Raw genomic sequence first — 17,927 nt, 5'->3', positions numbered from 1 at the left:
CAGCGGAAGAGCGGTGCGGATCAGGCGCGGGTCTTGCGTTTGCGCTGCCAGGTGTCGGCCGCGACGGCGGCGACGATGACGAGACCGGTGACGACGGTCTGCCAGAAGGACGAGATGCCCTTGATGTTGAGGATGTTCTGGAGGAGACCGATGAAGGCGACGCCGATGATGGTGCCCCACATCGTTCCGGAACCGCCGAAGAGGGCGGCGCCGCCGATGATGACGGCCGAGATGACGGTGAGTTCCAGGCCCTGTCCGGTGACGCCCTGCACGTAGGAGAGGAAGGACAGGCCGAGGACACCGGCGAGGCCCGCGGTGAAGCCGGAGAGGACGAAGGCGGTCAGCTTGACCCGCTTGACGTTGACGCCGACGAGCCGGGCGGCCTCCTGGTTGCCGCCGACCGCGTACGTGTTGAAGCCGAAGCGGGAGCGGGCCAGCAGCACGACTCCGACGGCGGCGACGGCCGCGAAGAAGACGAACTGCATGGGCACGAGGCCGAACAGCCGTCCCTGGCCGAGCAGGTTGAAGTCGGCGACGCCGGGCTGGGAGGAGCTCAGCGAGATCGGGGCACCGTCGGAGATGAGCAGGGCGATGCCGCGGAAGACGCTGAGCGTGCCGAGGGTGACGATGAAGGACGGGACGCCGAGGACCACCACGGCGAGGCCGTTGAGCAGCCCGGCGAGGGCGCCGACCGTGAGGCCGACGAGCATGGCCGCGGGCCAGTTCCAGCCGTCCGATATGAGCATTCCGGTGGAGATCGCGGAGAGGGCGTAGGTGGAGCCGACCGAGAGGTCGATCTCGCCGTTGAGGATGACGAAGGTCGCCCCGACGGCCATGATGCCGATCTGCGCGATCTGCTGGCCCACCGAGAGGAGGTTGTCGGACTGGGCGAAGGTCGGCGAGAGCACGGTGCCCAGGACGAAGAGCAGGACGAGCGCGGCGAAGACACCGCCCTCCCGCGCGTGCAGCAGTCTGCGCAGCGCGAGCGGGAACGGCCGGCTGCCCGCGTCGGAGGGCGCCGCGGCCGCGGGCGGCTTGGTGGTGGTCGAGGTCACGAGGCACTTCCAATCAGGGCGTTCAGCTGAGCTCTGGTGGGCAGGGCGGGGATGACGCCCGCGATCGACACGGTGTGCGAGCCCGCGACGGTGGCGAACTCGACGGCCCGGTCGACGGGCCGGCCCTCGGCCAGGGCGACGGCGAAGGCGGCGGTGAAGGAGTCCCCGGCGCCGGTGGTGTCCACGACCGTCCGGGCCGGGTGCGGGGGCACCTCGGTGACGCCGGTGTCCCGGGCGACGAGCGCGCCCTCGCCGCCCCGGGTGATGACGACGGTGCCGCCGGTGCGTTCGTGCAGCGCGCGGGCCAGGTCCGCGTCGTCGAGCCCGTGTTCGTCGCCGAGGCCGAGGAGCACGGGGGCCTCCGTCTGGTTGGGCGTGAGCACGTCGATGAGGGGCCAGCACGCGTCGGGCAGCGGCCGGGCGGGGGCCGGGTTCAGCAGGGTGCGGGTGCCGCTCTCGCGTCCGGCACGGAGGGCGGCGACGACGGCTTCCTCGGGGATCTCCATGGAGACCACGAGGATGTCGGCGGAGGCGATCTCGGCGCGGAAGGCGTCGACGGCGTCGGCGTTCAGCTCGTCCAGAGCGCCGGGGGCGATGGCGATGCGGTTCTCTCCGGAGGGCTCGACCAGGATGAAGCCGACCATGGTGGGCGCCCCGGCGGTGACCACATGCTCGGCGCTCACCCCTTCGCGCCGCCACAGCTCGCGCGCGGAGCGGCCGAACTCGTCGTCGCCGACGGCGGTGAGGAGCGCGACCTCGGCACCCAGCCGGGCGGCGCCGACGGCCTGATTGCTGCCCTTCCCGCCGGCGCCCGAGTCGAAGAGGCCGCCCGAGACGGTCTCACCCGCCGCGGGCGTCCTGGGCACCCGCATGGTGAGGCCGGCACCGTAACTTCCGACAACCGCGATCTTCATCGGTACCCCACTTTGTATATGGACAACCATGAACAAGAGGATCGTAGGTATAGGGATGTCCATAGTCAAGGGTCGGACATACGGCGGAAATCGAGCGTGCGACACCCGGTCTCCGAGACATGGACCGGCGGCTCCGGGGACGGCCTTCGCGGCGCTCTTGCGGCGGGCCGGACAATGGAGGGTGGCCGTCCGGCCGTCCGAGGAGGAAGCACATGGCACAGACCGAGCGGAGCGACCAGCGGCGGCTGCGGCCCGCACCCCTGCTCTTCGAGCCGGCGACGGCCGCCGCCGACCCGGAGCACTTCTTCGACCTGGAGTCCCTGGAGGACCCGAAGGAGCTGCTGGGCCGGGCGACGGAGCTGGCGCTGGCCTTCCGGGCCGCGACCGACCGGGCGGTGGAGTTCCAGGCGATAGCCGCCGCCCAGCTGGCCGATCCGCGCCGGTTCGACCGGCTCACCACGGCGGACATCGCGCGGCGCGCGGAGTGGACCGAGGACTACGCGAAGAAGATGGTCGAGTTCGGCCGGACCCTGCTGAACGCACAGCCGTCCTAGAGCCTCCGGCTACCACCAAGGGCATATGCCCGCGCGAACCATACTCCTCGCGCGGTTATCGCGTCCCGGTTTTCGGCAACTCTCGGAATCCGGTCGATCACTCCGGGTAGACCTGTCCACATGACCGCATGGCTGCCTGACGAAACGACCCTGCACCACGGCGACGGACCCTGCCTCCGCGCCGGCCACGACAGCGACCCCTTCGCGGAGCTGCGCGAGCCCGCGCGGCACCAGACGGCGCAGATCACCGCCGCCGGTGCCGCGTGGCTGGCCGGGGCGACGGCGTATCCGCGCAGCGCCCTGTCCCAGTGGGAGGCGCGCCCCACGGCGCCGGGGGTCCTGCCGTGCGGTACGGCGTTCGACGTGGTGAACGTGCCGACGCTGTTCGGGCGCCGGATGCTGGAGCATCTGTGGGCCGACGGGCCGGGTTCGGGCCCGGTCGCCTCGCACCGGGGGCGGATGCTGCTGTTCGCCTCGCCGGGCACCGCGCAGCGGCTGCCCTCGCTGCTGGACTGGGAGGAGTGGGGCGACGGCGCGCGGACGCCCGCGCTGCTGTGTCACGGCACCGGGGATGCCGTAACGGTTCCTCCGCTGACCTGCGGCGACAGCTGTGCGGGGCCGCGCTGGCTGGTCGCCCCCGACACGCGCAACCCCTGGCTGCCGGGGCCGGACGTCCTGCTGTGGGCGTGCGTCCGGGTGGCCCGTTCGGTGCCCGCTCCGACGCCCCGGATTTCGATTTTTCCTCTCACGGATCAGGGTGCTAAGGTCTACGACGTCAGCAGGCGCCGCTAGCTCAGTTGGTTAGAGCAGCTGACTCTTAATCAGCGGGTCCGGGGTTCGAGTCCCTGGCGGCGCACAGACGGAAGAAGCCCCCTCGCTCTCGCGAGGGGGCTTCTTCGCTGTCCGGGCGCGGACCGGGTCAGGTGCCCGTGGTGATGCGTACGGTCCAGTCGCCCGAGGGCGTCCGGTCGGCGACCTCGACCGTGGTGTGCGCGCCGGGCACGGTGTACGTCTCGCCGACGCGCAGGGGTGCGTCGGCGAGCGGCGGGTAGACCGAGCGCTCCCAGCAGGCGTCGGTCTCCGGATGCGTGTCGAGCACCTCGACGGGCCCCCCGCCGGACGGCGTCTCGTTGCGCACCCGGTAGAGCAGGACGCCCTCGGCGCAGGTCGAGCTGTCGTTGCCGGTGGCGCCGCGGGCCTCGACGGCCACCGCGGTGCCCTCGCCGGTCCTGATCACGGCGAGCCGGGTGCCGAGCGTGGCGCCGCGTACGGGCACGGCGGCCATCGGTTCGAGGGTGACGACCCGGTCGCTCTGGACGCAGACCACCTGCCGGTCGTCCAGCCAGCCCAGCTTCCACTTGTGCCAGCCGAAGAGGTCGGGCGCCAGCCCGAACTGGCTGCCCATGACGTCCCAGTCGCCGACGAAGGTGTCCCAGTCGCCCTTGTCGTCCGAGGGACGGTGGTAGAGGTCGGGCAGGTCGAAGACGTGACCGGTCTCGTGGGCCAGGACGTTGTGGTCGGGCGGATGCTGTTCGAAGAGGGTGACGACGCGCCGGATGTCCGTGCCGTCCGCGCGCACCGGGCGGTCGAAGTTGACGACCTTGGTGGCGTCGGAGTCGACGCCCGGCGCGTCCGGGTCCGCGACGAAGTAGACGATGTCGTAGCGCGAGAAGTCGATCCGGGCGTCGGCCACCCGGATCGCGTCGCGCAGATAGGCGCTGCGCCGGCCGCTGTCCCAGTCGCGCTTTATGCCGTACCAGGTCGAGGGTTTCGGCATCGCGATCCACTGGCGCTGCGGGTGCGGGCGCAGGGTGAACTTCCCGTACGAGGCGCGGCGGAAGAACCGGGTGGTGGCCGGGAAGTAGTCGGCGGTGAGTTCGGCGGGGGTGGTGGCCGGTCTGGCGTCGGGGAACGAGAGGAAGACCATCACCGCGTCCAGGGTGCGGACCGGGCGCGGGTAGGCGCCGTTCCAGCGGTCGACGCCCAGGGAGTGGTGGGCACCGGTGCGGGGCAGCGCGCAGGGGGCGGCGTCCCCGGTGGCGGCGGCCACGGGCCCGGCGACGAGGGAGGTGGCGACGAGCGCCACCAGCGAGAGCAGCCCGGCCGTGAGCCCGCGGGGGCTGAGCCCCTCCACCCGCCTCCCCACCCGCCTCCCCGCCCCCGACGAGGGCCCGGACTGACGCGGCACATCTACCTCCGGCGCGGCGAGCGGATACCTGCCGTCCACCTTGTGCCGTTATAGGCGTTTCGTCACGCCATGGTCGCCCAGTCGGGTCCAGTCGCCTCACTCCGTCACCCCCTCACGTACAGTCACAATCGATCACGTGGGCAACGGGAGGAAACAGAGGCGCGCAGAACCAATCACCCGAGGCCGGACCGGATCGGGTCCGCCTGGGCCGTGCGAGTCGTACGCGGCCCCGCCGGGGGCCCGCGCGCTGGAACCGCCGGGGCGCCGCCCTCTATGCTTCACCTCGCCTTTCCTGCGCGGTTTCCGCCTCTCACGACGGCGAACCGGCACGGCGGGCCAGTCCGACCAGGGATGTCCGGGAGAGCACGGCAGGGCGGAGCGAACGGTGAGCGCAACCCCCGAGGGGCCGGTGCCCGCGGCGGGCCCGGCACCTTCCGCACAGCGACCCGAGGTCACGGAGCGTGATGATTATCGGGCCGCTTTCCGTGCCGCCGCCCTGCCGATGGCCGTCGTGGACCACGAGGGCCTGATCGTCACCGCCAACGAGGCGCTCGGCGCCCTCACCGGCACCCGCGCCGCCGCGCTCACCGCGCGGTCGGCCGCCGATCTGGTGGACCTCCCGGCGGACGCCCGCGACTGGCACGCGTACCGCGAGGTGCTGCGCGGCCGGCGCCCCCGCTTCCGCGGCACCCGCCGGCTCAAGCTCCCCGACGGCCGCACGCTGTGGGCCGAGATCACCGTCGTACCGATGCCCGGCCGGACGGCGGACGCGGACGGGCCGGGCCGGGTCCTGCTCTCCGTCGCGGACGTGGGCGACCGGCGGGAGCTGAACCGGCGGCTGCGCCATCTCCGGCTGCACGATCCGGTGACCCGGCTGCCCAACCGGGCGCTCTTCTTCGAGCGGCTGGCGGCGGCGCTGCGGCCCCCGGCCGACCGGGACGGCACCGCCCGCGTCGGGCTCTGCTACCTGGACCTGGACGGCTTCAAGGCGGTCAACGACACCCTGGGGCACCCGGCCGGCGACCGGCTGCTCGCGGCCGTCGCCGGACGGCTCACGGACTGCGCCGCCCGGCAGGACGCGCCCGGCGCCCCGCTGGTGGCCCGGCTCGGCGGCGACGAGTTCGCGATCCTGGTCGAGGAGTCCACCGGCACCGAGCAGCTCACCGAGCTGGCGCGCTCGGTCCTGGGCGCCCTCCAGCGGCCATTCGACCTGGCCGGGCAGCGGCTGGCGGTCTCGGCGTCGATCGGCGTGGTCGAGCGGCCCGTCGCGGGCACCTCCGCCACCGGTCTGATGCAGGCCGCCGACACCACGCTGTACTGGGCGAAGGCGGACGGGAAGGGCCGCTGGACCCTGTTCGACCCGGAGCGCAACGCCCACCGGATGACCCGCCAGACGCTCTCCTCGACACTGCGGCCGGCCGTGGAGCGCGGCGAGTTCACCATCGAGTACCAGCCGCTGGTCGGCATGGCGGACGGGGTCGTGCACGGGGTGGAGGCGCTGGTGCGCTGGAACCATCCGCAGTTCGGCCTGCTCGCGCCGAATCGGTTCGTCGCCATCGCCGAGGAGGACGGCTCGATCGTCCAGCTCGGCCGGTGGGTGCTGCGCTCCGCCTGCCGGCAGGCCCGCCGCTGGCAGCTCGACCACCCGGCCGAACCACCGCTGTTCATCAGCGTCAATGTCGCGGTGCGCCAGGTCTGGGACTCCGACCTGGTCACCGATGTCGCGCAGATCCTGGCGGAGACCGGGCTCGACCCGGCGCTGCTGCAACTGGAGCTGACCGAGTCCGCGGTGATGGGCTCGGCGGGCCGGCCGCTGCGCGCCCTGCGCGCCCTCAGCGACATGGGCGTCCGCATCGCCATCGACGACTTCGGCACCGGCTACTCGAACCTCGCCTATCTGAGCCGGCTGCCGGTGTCCGCGCTCAAGCTGGACGGCGCGTTCGTCCGCGGTTTCCGCCACGAGGACGGGACGCGCCCCTCCCCCGCCGACGAGACGATCGTGGAGGCGATGGTGGGACTGGCGCACCGCCTGGGCCTGACCGTCACCGCGGAGTGCGTGGAGACGGCCGGCCAGGCGGAGCGGCTGCGCCGGATCGGCTGCGACACCGGACAGGGCTGGCTCTACTCGCGGGCGGTGGCCCCGGAGCGCATCGCCGAACTCATCGGGACGCGCGCCCCGGGCGCGTAGCACCGCACCCGCTCACTCCCGCGGCAGCCCGTACGCGTCCGCGATCAGGTCGTAGCTGTGCAGCCGGGCGTCGCCGCCGTGGGCGTTGGCGGTGATCATCAGCTCGTCGGCGCCGGTGCGCTTCACCAGGTCGTCCAGGCCGGAGCGGACCGCGTCGGGGGTGCCGTGGACGATGTCGGCCAGCCAGTTGTCCACGAATTCGCGCTCCATCGGGGAGAAGGCGTACGCCTCCGCCTCCTCGGGCGTCGGCACCAGGCCGGGCCGCCCGGAGCGCAGCCGTAGCATCGACAGGGCCCCGGTCAGCACCTGGCGCCGGGCCTCGCGCTCCTCGTCGGCGGCCAGGGCGGCGACCCCGATCAGCGCGTAGGGCTCGTCCAGGACCGTGGACGGCTGGAAGGAGTCGCGGTACAGCTCCAGGGCCGGCACGGTGTTCCGGGCCGAGAAGTGGTGCGCGAAGGCGAACGGCAGCCCGAGGACCCCGGCCAGCCGGGCGCTGAAGCCGGAGGAGCCGAGCAGCCAGACGGGCGGGCGCGCCGGGGACTGGACGCCGCCTTCGGCCGTGGCCTGCACGGGTCCGGGGACCGCGTGGATGCGGGCGTAGGGGTGCCCGTCCGGGAAGTCGTCGTCCAGGAACCGGGTCAGCTCCATGAGCTGCTGCGGAAAGTCCTCCGCCCCTTCGCCCGGCCGGTCCGTGCGGCGCAGGGCGGCGGCCGTGGCGCCGTCCGTGCCGGGGGCGCGGCCGAGTCCGAGGTCGATGCGGCCGGGGGCCATCGCTTCCAGGGTGCCGAACTGCTCCGCGATGACGAGCGGGGCGTGGTTGGGCAGCATCACGCCGCCCGAGCCCAGCCGGATGCGCTCGGTGCGGGCGGCGGTGTGGGCCAGCAGCACGGCCGGGGACGAGGAGGCGACGCCGGGCATCGAGTGGTGCTCGGCGACCCAGTAGCGGTGGAAGCCCCGGCGGTCGGCGAGCCGGGCGATCTCGACGCCGGTGAGCAGCGCCTGGCTCGCGGTGCGACCCTTGCCGACGGTCACCAGGTCCAGCACGGACAGGGGCACGGGGGCGGTCCCCCGCGCGGTGCCCCGGATCTCGTCGCCCCGGCCCCCGTCGTCGCCCGGGGTTCCGTCGCTCAGGGTTCCGTCGCCTCGCATCTCGTCCACGTCCTGGCCTTTCCGGTGGTGCGCGTCAGTGCCTCGTATCTCCGGGAAGAACAAACAGGAGGACGACTCCGCTTATTCCGCGGTCGCGGCCCGCTCAGCTCCTCTTTCCGTGTGCGTACGCCCGGCCGCTCCCCCGGCCCACCGGTGCGGGCGGCTGCTCGCGGCCGGCGAAGAGCGCGCCGAGGCGGGGCGCGAAGGCCGGGCGGTCGGCGAGGCGCAGGGCCTCGCGGGCGGCGACCTGGTTCGCGGTGAGGACGGGCTTGCCGAGGGCCTCCTCCAGCGCGGGCAGGTGGGCGACGGTGTGCAGGGCCGTGTCGGGCAGCAGGATCGCCTCGGCGTCGGGGCGGTCGGCGGCGCGGGCCAGGCCGAGGACCCGGTCGCCGTCCCAGGAGGCGGCCTCGGCGGCGTCGGCGACGCCCGCCGCGTAGGTGCCGGTGACCTCCGTACCGCTCTCGCGGAGGAAAGCGGCGAACCGTTCGGCGACGGGTTCCGGGTAGGTGGCGCCGACGGCGACGCGGGCGGCGCCCAGCTTCCGTACCGCGTGCACGAAGCCGATGGACGCGCTGGAGGCGGGCACGCCCGCCGCGCGGGCCAGGGCGGCGACCTGGTCGTGGGCGCCCTGCCACCCGTACGGGAAGCTGCCGCCGTCGCAGGCCCAGACGATGGACTGGACGCCGGAGCGCTGGAGCTCCTCGATGCCGGCGGCGAGCCGGCCGCGCGTGCCCAGGGCGCGCAGGGCGTCCTCGCGGTAGGCGCCGTCCGGGCTCTCGGTGTGGTGGACGACGAGTCTGATGGTGCTGTCGAGAAGGATCTCCATGCGCGGGTAGTCGTCCTCGGCGAAGTGGCCCGGATAGAGGAATCCGACGGTCGTCATGTCCATCCCTTCCCTGCGCCTGCGTCCGTGCGCCGGTGGTTGCGGCGGCACTGACCGGTTTCCCCGCTCCTGTTCCAGTATTCCGCCATCCGTCCCGGATATCGCCCGGAGCGGAGGATCGCACGGCCCCGGACGCATGAACGGCGCCCGCGCGGGCAGCCGACGCGGGACGGCGCCGTCCACGGGACATCCCGCCCAAACACCGCCTACCGTCCCAGCCGCGGACACGGGAAGGTCACCCTCCGGCCACCGTTCGATTACATGCGCTTTCTCCCTGCATAGACGCCCCGGATCGGGCAGGCGCCAAGCCTGTCCGGACTGGTCGAACCCTTCAGGAGACTGCGAACCATGGCTGACTTCCCGAACCTGTCCCGCCGGGGATTCATCAACCGATCGGCAGCGGTGGGCGGTCTGCTCGTCGTTCCGGGCCTGCTCGCCGCGTGCAGCAAGACCGGTGAGGAGTCCGCCGACGGCGAGGGCGCCCTCAAGAAGCTCCGGAAGCAGGGCTTCGTACGGGTCGCCTACGCCGACGAGGCCCCGTACGGGTACATGGAGGGCAAGGAACTCAAGGGCGAGGCGCCCACGTTGCACCGCGAGATCTTCAAGGCGCTGGGCGTGGACGAGCTGAAGCCCACGCTGTCCGAGTGGGACGGCCTGATCCCCGGCCTCCAGGCCGGCAAGTACGACGTGGTCAGCGCCGGCATGGCGATCACCCCGGAGCGCTGCGCCAACGCCCTGTTCTCCGAGCCGGAGTTCATCTCGCCGACCGCGATGATGGTGAAGAAGGGCAACCCGAAGAAGGTCACCGACCTGGCCTCCGCGAAGGCCGCCGGCATCACCATCGGGGTGATGGCGGGCGCGGTCGAGGGCAAGTACGCCGAGGGCGCGGGCATCCCCGAGAGCAAAATCAAGACGCTCCAGAAGCCGCAGGACGGCGCGGACGCGGTCAAGGGCGGCCGGGTGGACGCCTTCCTGCTGACCGGCATCTCGCTGCGCTGGCTGGCCAAGACCAACGAGGAGACCGAGGTCACCGAGGCGTTCCTGCCCGAGCTGGACGGCGTCAAGCAGTACAGCCCCGGCGGCGCGGTCTTCCGCAAGGGCAACGAGGAGCTGCGCGACGCCTTCAACCGGGAGCTGAAGAAGATCATCTCCGACAAGTCCCGCTATGTGGAGCTGCTGCGCGACTACGGCTTCGGCGCGACGGAGCTGCCGCCGGCCGATCTGAAGACGGCCGATCTGTGCAAGGGCTGACGGGGACGGGGCCCACCGCATGAATGATTTCTTCTCGGCCTTCGCCGACGACCTGCCGCAACTGCGGTCGGGGCTGTGGGTGACCCTGGAGGCCACGGTCCTGGGCGCGCTGCTCGCACTGTTCCTGTCGTTCGTCCTCGGACTGATGTCGCTCAGCCGGCTCATGCTGTCGCGCGGGGTCTCCCGTGTGGTCGTGGAGTTCTTCCGGGGCACCTCGCTGTACGTCCAGCTGTTCTGGCTGTACTACGCGATGCCGTCGCTGACCGGCTACGACCTGGACCCGCTGTTCTGCGGGGTGCTGGCGTTCGGCCTCAACTACGGGGCGTACGGCGCCGAAGTGGTGCGCGGCGCGGTCAACTCCGTACCGCGCGGGCAGTACGAGGCGGCGATCGCGCTGAACATGTCGCCGGCACACCGGATGCGGAAGGTGATCCTGCCGCAGGCGTGGGTGCAGATGATCCCCTCGTTCACCAATCTGCTGATCCAGCTGCTGAAGTGCACGCCGCTGCTGTGGCTGATCTCGGCGGCGGATCTGATGACGGCCATCGAGAAGTTGCGCAGCCGTACGGGTGAGACGCTCACCGCGTATCTGACGCTGCTGGTCTGCTACTTCGTCCTGGCGTACGCGCTGACCCTGCTGATGAACCTGCTGGAGCGGTCCGCCAAGCGGCGGCTCGGCCTGGCCACCGGCGGCCGGAGCCTGCTGAAGTCCCGCAGCGCCGTGCCGGCCGCCCGGACCACCGGAGGTGCCGGGTGAGCGGCGATTTCGACTGGGGCACGGTCCGCGAGGCGTTCCCGCAGCTCCTCGACGGTTTCTGGACGACCCTGCTGGCCACGGTGTTCGGCATCCTGGTCGCGGCGGTGCTCGGGCTGGCCATCGCGATCGCCGGACGGGCGCCGACCCGGCTGGTGACCGTGCCGGTGAAGGCGGTGATGGAGTTCATCCGCTCCACCCCGCTGCTGGTGCAGCTGGTGGGCGCGGCGACGCTGTTCACCTCGGTGGAACCGCTGACCGTCGGCATCGTGGTGCTGGGCATCCACTACGCCACGTACACCTCGGAGGTGTACCGGGCGGGGATCGACGCCGTGCCGAAGGGGCAGTGGGAGGCGTGCCGGGCGCTGTCGCTGACGCCCCGGCGGACCTGGCAGGCGGTGATCCTGCCGCAGGCGGTCCGCAATGTGGTGCCGGCGCTGGGCAACTACGCGATCTCCATGTTCAAGGAGACGCCGTACCTCGCCGTGATCACCGTGCACGAAATGGTCTACCAGGCCCGCGACTACGGGACGGACAACTTCCGCTTCACGGAGGTGTTCACCCTCGCCGGGCTGATCTTCCTGGTGGCGAGCTACCCCACCTCGCTGTTGATGAGAAAGCTGGAGAAGCGCCTTGGCCACTGAACCCCTTCCCCTGCAGAAGAACGCGGCCGCGGCACCCGAGGCGGCCGTGCCCGTCGCCGTGTCCGGGGACGACGGGCATCCGCTGGTCCGCTTCGACAAGGTCGTCAAGCGCTACGGCGACCATACGGTCCTGGACCGGCTCGACTTCACGGTCGAGCGCGGCGAGCACGTCACCCTGATCGGGCCCAGCGGCTCGGGCAAGACGACGATCCTGCGGCTGCTGATGACGCTGGAGCGGGTCAGCGACGGCGTGATCCGGATCAACGGCGAGCCGCTGACGCACATGCGGGCGCCGGACGGTTCGCTGAAGCCCGCGTCCGAGAAGCATCTGCGGGCGGCCCGCCGGAGGATCGGCATGGTCTTCCAGCAGTTCAACCTGTTTCCGAACATGAAGGTGCTGCAGAACATCACCGAGGCGCCCGTCAACGTGCTCGGCATGGACCGGGACCGGGCGGAGGCCAGGGCGCGGGAGCTGCTGGACCTGGTCGGGCTCTCCGGCAAGATCGACGCGCATCCCTCGCAGCTCTCCGGCGGCCAGCAGCAGCGGGTGGCCATCGCCCGCGCGCTCGCGATGGAGCCGGAGATCCTGCTCCTGGACGAGGTGACGTCGGCGCTGGACCCGGAGCTGGTGGCCGGGGTGCTGGAACTGCTGACGGACATCGCCCGGAACACCGACATCACGATGCTCTGTGTGACCCACGAGATGAGCTTCGCCCGGGACGTCTCGGAGAAGGTACTGATGTTCGATGCCGGGCGGGTCGTGGAGTCCGGTTCGCCGGAGAAAATATTCACCGACCCCTCGCACGAACGCACGCGCGAATTCCTCAACGCGGTGCTGTGACCTCGGCTTCCTCGGCGCAGTCATGACAGAGGCATATGCCGATCGGGTGCGTCCCTGCTGGCGGGGCCGGGACGCACCCGCGAGTCCGCCGCACGGCCCCCCGGACGGACGCCCGGCGGCTATCGTGGGTGCGAAACCTCCGGCCGCGCGCCGGCCTCCGGTTCCCAATGGCAGGGGGATGCCGTGGCGTTGAAGCCAGAACCGACCGCCCCGTTCATCTCCGTGCAGTACGCCCTGCGCGTCCTCGAATCGGTCTCCAAGCACGGCGACGGGGTCACCACCGCCCAGCTCTCGCGCGACACCGGCCTGCCCGCCGGCCACCTCTCGCCGCTGCTGCTGACGCTGCGCCGCGAGGGCTACGTCGAGCAGGTCGCCGACGGGGCGTACGTGATCGGCTCCTCGCTGCTGCTGATCGGCTCGGGCGCGGCCCGCCGCCAGGCCCTGGAGACCCGGCTCCAGCAGACCCTCGCCCAGCTGCGCGACTCGGTCGGCGCGGCGGTCTACATCAGCCGCTACGTGGACGGCGAGGTCCGGGTCACGCAGTACGCCGACAGCCCGCTCACCCCCGCGGTCAACGAGTGGGTGGACTTCCGCTCGGCGGCGCACGCCTCGGCGATCGGCAAGTGCCTGCTGACCCAGCTGGACCAGAACGCCCGCCGCGACCATCTGGCGCGGCACCGGCCCGCCCGGCTGACCTCGCGGACGATCACCAACGAGAAGGTCCTCTTCTCCAAGCTGGACAGCCAGCCGGCCACGGTCCCGGTGCTCGACCTCCAAGAGTACGCGGTCGGCACGGTGTGCGCGGCGGTGCCGCTGACCGCCGGGGCGTCGGCGGGCTGCCTGGCCCTGTCGATGCCGGTCGAGGACGCGCACCGGCTGCGCGCGGCGGCGGACACGCTGAACCGACGCGCGGCCCCGATGATGCTGTCGCTGGCCCTCTAGGAGGCGGGCGCGGGGCCCCGGGGGCCGCCGTGTGAACAGCACCCCTCCGGACCAGGTATTATTTTCACGTCAGCAGGCGCCGCTAGCTCAGTTGGTTAGAGCAGCTGACTCTTAATCAGCGGGTCCGGGGTTCGAGTCCCTGGCGGCGCACAGACAACGCACGAGGCGGTTTCCGTATCCACGGAGACCGCCTCGTGCGTTTTGCGCTGCCCGCAGACATGTACGGGTGTTTTACACAGACGTACTAGACAGCTGTTTTAAACAGTCGTATATTCCTGGGCATGACGAACCCCACGAGCACCACCGCCGCCCCCGGCGCACTCGCCGGACGTCGGGAGTGGACCGCGTTCCTGGTCCTCCTCCTCCCGCTCCTCCTCGTCTCGATGGACGTGTCCGTCCTCTTCTTCGCGATCCCGTCCATCGACCGCGACCTCGCCCCCAGCGCCACCCAGCAGCTGTGGATCTTCGATGTGTACGCGTTCGCCCTGGCCGGCCTCCTGATCACGATGGGCTCGCTGGGCGACCGCATCGGCCGCCGGAAGCTGCTGCTCATCGGGGCGCTGGCCTTCGGCGCCGCCTCGGTCTGCGCCGCCTACGCGAGCAGCCCGGAGATGCTCATCGCGGCCCGCGCGGTCCTGGGCATCGGCGGGGCGACACTGATGCCGTCCACCATCGGCCTGGTGCGCAACATGTTCCGGGACGAGCGGCAGCGCGCGAAGGCCATCGGCATCTGGTCGGGCGCCATGGCGGGCGGGGTCGCGCTGGGCTCGGTGCTCAGCGGGGTGATGCTGGAGCACTTCTGGTGGGGTTCGGTCTTCCTGATCAACGTGCCCGCGATGCTTCTGCTGCTGCTCCTGGTCCCGCTGCTGGTCCCGGAGTTCAAGGACCCGGAACCGGGCCGCTTCGACTTCCTGAGCGTGCCGCTGTCCATGGCCGCGGTCCTGCCGATCGTGTACGGCGTCAAGGAGAGCGCCGCCCACGGGCCGGACGCCGAGCGCGCCCTGATCATCGCCGCCGGGCTCGCCGTCGCCTGGGTCTTCGTCCGCCGGCAGCGCACCCGCTCCGACGCGATGATCAGCCGCGAACTGTTCCGCAACCGGGGCTTCGGGGTGGGCATCGGGCTGAACGCGCTGGCCGCCTTCGCGATGATGGGCTCGGCCTTCTTCACCACCCAGTACCTGCAGTCGGTGCTCGGCATGGGCACCCTGGAGGCCGCGCTGTGGAGCCTGGCCCCGTCGCTGGCGGTGGGGGCGGCGGCGCCGACCGCGACCGCGCTCGCCCAGCGGACGGGACGCGCCGTCGTGGTGTGCGGCGGCTTCGTCACCGGGGCGGCCGGGTTCGGGGTCTTCTGCCTGGCCGGGACCGACTCGCTGGCCCTGCTGCTGATCGGCTCGGGCGTGATGAGCAGCGGCATCGTCGCCGTGATGGCCCTGGTCTCGGACATGGCGATGGCGGTCAGCCCGGCGGAGAAGGCCGGCTCGGCCGCCTCGCTCCTGGAGACCGGGCAGGAGTTCGGCGGTGCGCTCGGCATGGCCCTGCTGGGCGCCGTGTCCACCGCGGTCTACCGGGCGGACATGCCCGCCGCCGCGCCCGAGATCGCCCGCAAGACCCTGCCGGGCGCGCTGGCCACCGGCGACGGCTCGCTGATCGCGCTCGGCCGGGAGGCCTTCGTGCACAGCATGCGGTACGCCTCGGTGACCGGTTCGCTGGTCCTGCTCACCGGTGCGGTGCTGGCGGCGACCCTGCTGCGCCGGGCGGCGCGGCCGGCGCCGGCCGCGCCGGAGACCGCCGCCGAGGCACAGGCCCCCGCTCCGGTACCGGCGGTCTGACGGTGGCGCGGCCGTCGACGGCGACGGCAGGAGCGACAGCGAAGCCCCGGAGTGTGCTGCCACACTCCGGGGCTCGCCGTGCTGCCCGCCGACAGCACGTCAGGATCGGGTGCGGTGCCCGTGCGTCAGAACTTCACGTCCGAGCAGGCGTAGAACGCGTTGCCCGTGTCCGCGACGTTCCAGACGCTCAGGATGATGTGCTTCCCGGTCTTCTGGGTGGGGATGGTGCCCTGCTGGGTCAGCGTCGACGGGGGCTGCTTGCCGCCGTACGGCACCGTCATGAAGGGCTGCGACTCCAGGTCGGCGCGGGTGAGCGGCTTGGTGGGGTCCCAGCCGTTCTTGGTGATGTAGTAGCGGAAGTCCGACGTGGCGTGTCGGGCGGTGAACTGCCAGCGGAAGCTGAAGCCCTGACCCGCCGTCACCTTGGTGGCCGGCCAATTGCCGCCGCGCGGGTCGTCGAGCTGGGCGAACGAGCCCTTGCCGCCGGAACAGATCTTGCCGTCCGCCGGTCCGGCCGCCGGAAAGCCCTTGGGGCCCTCGACGCTCTGCGGCTCCCACTGGATGTTGCCGCAGCCGGTCACCGTGCCGTTGGCGCACAGCTTCTGACGGCTGATCGGGTTGTCCGTGTAGCCGTGGCTGCTGGCGCTGCCGGTCGCGAACATCGAGACGCCCGCTACCGCGAGACCGACCAGGGCCGCGCTTGTCTTCATACGCATGTGATGACGCTCCTCGGATGTGGGGGGAGGTGGGGGTTCTCCATGGGGAGTGCGCGTACGTATGTCCTTTGGTCTGGACCAGGTTCAGGCTATGGACACGTCGTGGACATGTCCAGACCAATGAGCGCCGGACTCCGCTTGCCCCCGAAACCTCCCCGACACCTCCTCAGACGCCGTCTCCGCCGGTCCGTCCCGTGTAGAACGCCACCGTCAGGTCCTTGACGAGCAGCTTGCGTTCGTAGTCGTCGAGCTCGACCAGGCCGCGCTCCGTCAGCCGGGTCACGGTGTCGTCCACCGCGTCGACGACCGAGGTCAGGACGCTGTCCCGGTGCTGCGCGTCGATGGCCGCGATCCGCCGCCGCTGCATGGCCGCCGCCACCTCCGGCGCGTATTCGATGCCGGTCGGCTGCGCCGAGTACACCTCGATGCCGACGGGTTCGCAGTCCGCCTTCAGCATCCGGGTCAGCGCGTCGCCGACCGCCTCCGCGTTGCGCAGGGTGTGCGCGTCCTCGTGGAAGGCGTCGGCGGGCAGCTGGGACAGGACCCGCGCCATCGCGGCCTCGACCTGCTCGCGCAGATACGTCTCGTGGTCCTCGACCCCGAGCGCCGCCCGCACGGTGTCCTTGACCCGCCACACCACCTGGACGACGACCCGCAGCGCGGTGCCGTTCGCGTCCACGGCGGGCAGCGGCTCGCTGCGCCAGTGCCGCAGCCGCACGTCCACCCGGCGGCGCAGCAGCAGCGGGCTGATCCACATCAGCCCGGTCCGCCGCACGGTGCCCCGGTACTGCCCGAAGAGCGTGAGCACCCAGGCGTGGCCGACCCGGCCCCGGCTCAGGCCGCCGAGCGCGAACAGCACCGCGGCGCCCAGGAACACCAGCGCCGCCCAGGCGCCCGTGCCGAGCCCGTCGTACGGTCGCGGGCCGAGTCCGAACCGGGCCAGGACGGCGGCCGGCACCACACCGGTCCACCACAGCACGGCGGCCGACGCCGCGATCCCGCCGGACCCGGTGAGCAGCGCGGCCCAGCCGGGCAGCGCCGGTCCGGGCCGCTCCCGCAGCCGGGGGTCGGCGTCGGGCGCGGGTCGCGTCGGCGGCCGCACCTGACCGCCTCTGGGCACGGGGGGCCGCCGCACGACGGAGGGCGCGGTGGCCTGCCGGTCCTCCCGGAAGAGGAGGTGCACGGGGATGGAGGCGGTGCGCTCGCCGCCGATGACGGCCTGGTGGCGCCCGGTGTCCCGGAGCGGGTCGGGCCGGGGCGCGGCGTCGGCCCCGGCCCCGGCCCCGGACAGCACGAGAACGGGCTCGGCGACGGGGGCCACCTCACTTACTGCCTCGGCCTCCCCCACGGCCTCGGCCGCGCTCACCGTCTCGCTCACGACCTCGGCCTCGGGCCGGTTCTCGGTCGCGGCCCCGGTCACGACCTCGTTCGCGGCCTCCGCCCCGGCAGCGGCGGCGGGCCGCTTGTCCTCGGCGGACCGCTCGTCCTCGGCGGTCGGCTCGCGCTCGCCGCTCTCCGCAGCGCGTGCCTCCTCCTTCGGTGCCGGGACCGACACCGCCGGAACCGACGCCGAAGGGACCGACACCGACGCCGACGTGGCGCCCAGCGGGGTGGCCTCGACCGGCGTGAGGTCGAGGACCAGGTCGACGGCGTCGTCGGGCTCCCGGCTCGCGGGCGGGGCCGCCTCCGGCACCTCGACCACCACCTCGCCGCCGGCCTCCGGGACGGACACGGAGACCGGCGCGAACAGCGGGGGCGCCTCGCGCGAGGGCCCGCCGCCGTCCCGGCCGGGCACCCTGCCCTTCACGGGCAGCCCGTCTGCCACCGGCGCCGCGTCCGGGCCGGCGGCGCCCGCCGCCCACGCGTCCGTGACGCTGCCCGCGCCGCCCGGTCCGACCCACTCCCGTACCGGGACCGTCCCGTACCGCTCCTCCCCGTACTCCGTCTGCTGGCCGTCCTCCGGGTTTCCGGAGCTGTCCGACACCGTGGTTCGCATTACCGCCTCCGTCATGTGCGTCG

Annotated in this window: 16 protein-coding genes and 2 tRNA genes; 11 read left to right on the top strand and 7 right to left on the bottom strand. The window is 72.3% G+C overall.

Annotated elements, in window-relative coordinates:
- Positions 1-20: 20 nt before the first annotated feature.
- Both DNK56_RS06480 and DNK56_RS06475 read right to left on the bottom strand, forming a co-directional pair.
- Positions 21-1,055 (bottom strand): ABC transporter permease, encoded by a 1,035-nt coding sequence (locus tag DNK56_RS06480; RefSeq protein WP_111331299.1) that lies wholly within the window; start codon positions 1,053-1,055, stop codon positions 21-23.
- On the bottom strand, positions 1,052-1,969 hold the full coding sequence (locus tag DNK56_RS06475; protein WP_111331297.1) for a ribokinase: 918 nt from the start codon (positions 1,967-1,969) through the stop codon (positions 1,052-1,054). The genes DNK56_RS06480 and DNK56_RS06475 overlap by 4 nt, the downstream gene beginning before the upstream one ends.
- Positions 1,970-2,181: 212 nt before the next feature.
- Here DNK56_RS06475 and DNK56_RS06470 point away from each other — a divergent pair, with 212 nt between their 5' ends.
- From DNK56_RS06470 to DNK56_RS06460, 3 genes are all read left to right on the top strand, one after another.
- Entirely contained in the window at positions 2,182-2,523 is a 342-nt protein-coding gene (locus DNK56_RS06470) for a hypothetical protein (protein WP_111331295.1), read from the top strand.
- 120 nt (positions 2,524-2,643) lie between these two features.
- Positions 2,644-3,315, top strand: coding sequence for a bifunctional DNA primase/polymerase (locus tag DNK56_RS06465; RefSeq protein WP_111331293.1), 672 nt, complete (start codon positions 2,644-2,646; stop codon positions 3,313-3,315).
- Positions 3,306-3,379, top strand: a tRNA-Lys gene (locus tag DNK56_RS06460). Before DNK56_RS06465 ends, DNK56_RS06460 begins: the two co-directional genes overlap by 10 nt.
- A 63-nt stretch (positions 3,380-3,442) precedes the next feature.
- Here DNK56_RS06460 and DNK56_RS06455 read toward each other — a convergent pair.
- The gene (locus tag DNK56_RS06455) at positions 3,443-4,657 is read right to left on the bottom strand and encodes a M6 family metalloprotease domain-containing protein (protein ID WP_111331291.1); all 1,215 of its coding nucleotides are present in this window, start codon (positions 4,655-4,657) and stop codon (positions 3,443-3,445) included.
- A gap of 439 nt (positions 4,658-5,096) precedes the next feature.
- Between DNK56_RS06455 and DNK56_RS06450 the strand changes: the two genes are divergently transcribed.
- Positions 5,097-6,899 carry a putative bifunctional diguanylate cyclase/phosphodiesterase gene (locus DNK56_RS06450; protein WP_111331288.1) on the top strand — a complete coding sequence of 601 codons (1,803 nt, stop codon included), beginning with the start codon at positions 5,097-5,099 and terminating at the stop codon, positions 6,897-6,899.
- A 12-nt stretch (positions 6,900-6,911) separates the two neighbouring features.
- On the opposite strand, the gene DNK56_RS06445 is transcribed toward DNK56_RS06450, so the two are convergent.
- Positions 6,912-8,048, bottom strand: a complete 1,137-nt coding sequence (locus DNK56_RS06445; protein ID WP_111335533.1) for an LLM class flavin-dependent oxidoreductase — start codon at positions 8,046-8,048, stop codon at positions 6,912-6,914.
- A gap of 103 nt (positions 8,049-8,151) precedes the next feature.
- On the bottom strand, positions 8,152-8,931 hold the full coding sequence (locus DNK56_RS06440) for a maleate cis-trans isomerase family protein (RefSeq protein ID WP_111335531.1): 780 nt from the start codon (positions 8,929-8,931) through the stop codon (positions 8,152-8,154).
- A gap of 348 nt (positions 8,932-9,279) precedes the next feature.
- Here DNK56_RS06440 and ehuB point away from each other — a divergent pair, with 348 nt between their 5' ends.
- The 7 genes from ehuB to DNK56_RS06405 all read left to right on the top strand — a co-directional run bounded on the left by ehuB (position 9,280) and on the right by DNK56_RS06405 (position 15,192).
- A complete protein-coding gene (gene ehuB, locus DNK56_RS06435; protein WP_111331286.1) occupies positions 9,280-10,182 on the top strand; it encodes an ectoine/hydroxyectoine ABC transporter substrate-binding protein EhuB in 903 nt (300 codons plus the stop codon).
- Between the two features lie 19 nt (positions 10,183-10,201).
- Positions 10,202-10,939, top strand: coding sequence for an ectoine/hydroxyectoine ABC transporter permease subunit EhuC (ehuC, locus tag DNK56_RS06430; RefSeq protein WP_111331284.1), 738 nt, complete (start codon positions 10,202-10,204; stop codon positions 10,937-10,939).
- Positions 10,936-11,580 carry an ectoine/hydroxyectoine ABC transporter permease subunit EhuD gene (gene ehuD / locus DNK56_RS06425; protein WP_111331282.1) on the top strand — a complete coding sequence of 215 codons (645 nt, stop codon included), beginning with the start codon at positions 10,936-10,938 and terminating at the stop codon, positions 11,578-11,580. The genes ehuC and ehuD overlap by 4 nt, the downstream gene beginning before the upstream one ends.
- A complete protein-coding gene (ehuA, locus tag DNK56_RS06420) occupies positions 11,570-12,421 on the top strand; it encodes an ectoine/hydroxyectoine ABC transporter ATP-binding protein EhuA (RefSeq protein WP_111331280.1) in 852 nt (283 codons plus the stop codon). The genes ehuD and ehuA overlap by 11 nt, the downstream gene beginning before the upstream one ends.
- Before the next feature lie 183 nt (positions 12,422-12,604).
- Positions 12,605-13,363 carry an IclR family transcriptional regulator gene (locus tag DNK56_RS06415; protein ID WP_111331278.1) on the top strand — a complete coding sequence of 253 codons (759 nt, stop codon included), beginning with the start codon at positions 12,605-12,607 and terminating at the stop codon, positions 13,361-13,363.
- A 76-nt stretch (positions 13,364-13,439) separates the two neighbouring features.
- Positions 13,440-13,513: transfer RNA gene (locus DNK56_RS06410), tRNA-Lys, on the top strand.
- Between the two features lie 131 nt (positions 13,514-13,644).
- Entirely contained in the window at positions 13,645-15,192 is a 1,548-nt protein-coding gene (locus DNK56_RS06405; protein ID WP_111331276.1) for an MFS transporter, read from the top strand.
- Between the two features lie 125 nt (positions 15,193-15,317).
- Here the strand turns inward: DNK56_RS06405 and DNK56_RS06400 are convergent, their stop codons facing one another.
- Positions 15,318-15,908: a lytic polysaccharide monooxygenase auxiliary activity family 9 protein gene (locus DNK56_RS06400; RefSeq protein ID WP_111331274.1), complete on the bottom strand. Its 591-nt coding sequence runs from the start codon at positions 15,906-15,908 to the stop codon at positions 15,318-15,320.
- Between the two features lie 166 nt (positions 15,909-16,074).
- Positions 16,075-17,904: an SPFH domain-containing protein gene (locus DNK56_RS06395; RefSeq protein WP_111331272.1), complete on the bottom strand. Its 1,830-nt coding sequence runs from the start codon at positions 17,902-17,904 to the stop codon at positions 16,075-16,077.
- Positions 17,905-17,927 lie beyond the last annotated feature (23 nt).

The sequence above is a fragment of the Streptomyces sp. AC1-42W genome (genome assembly GCF_003248355.1).
Taxonomy (GTDB): Bacteria; Actinomycetota; Actinomycetes; order Streptomycetales; family Streptomycetaceae; genus Streptomyces.
The sequence above is the reverse complement of the archived record's forward strand: the minus strand, read 5'-3'. Positions and strand labels throughout refer to the sequence as shown.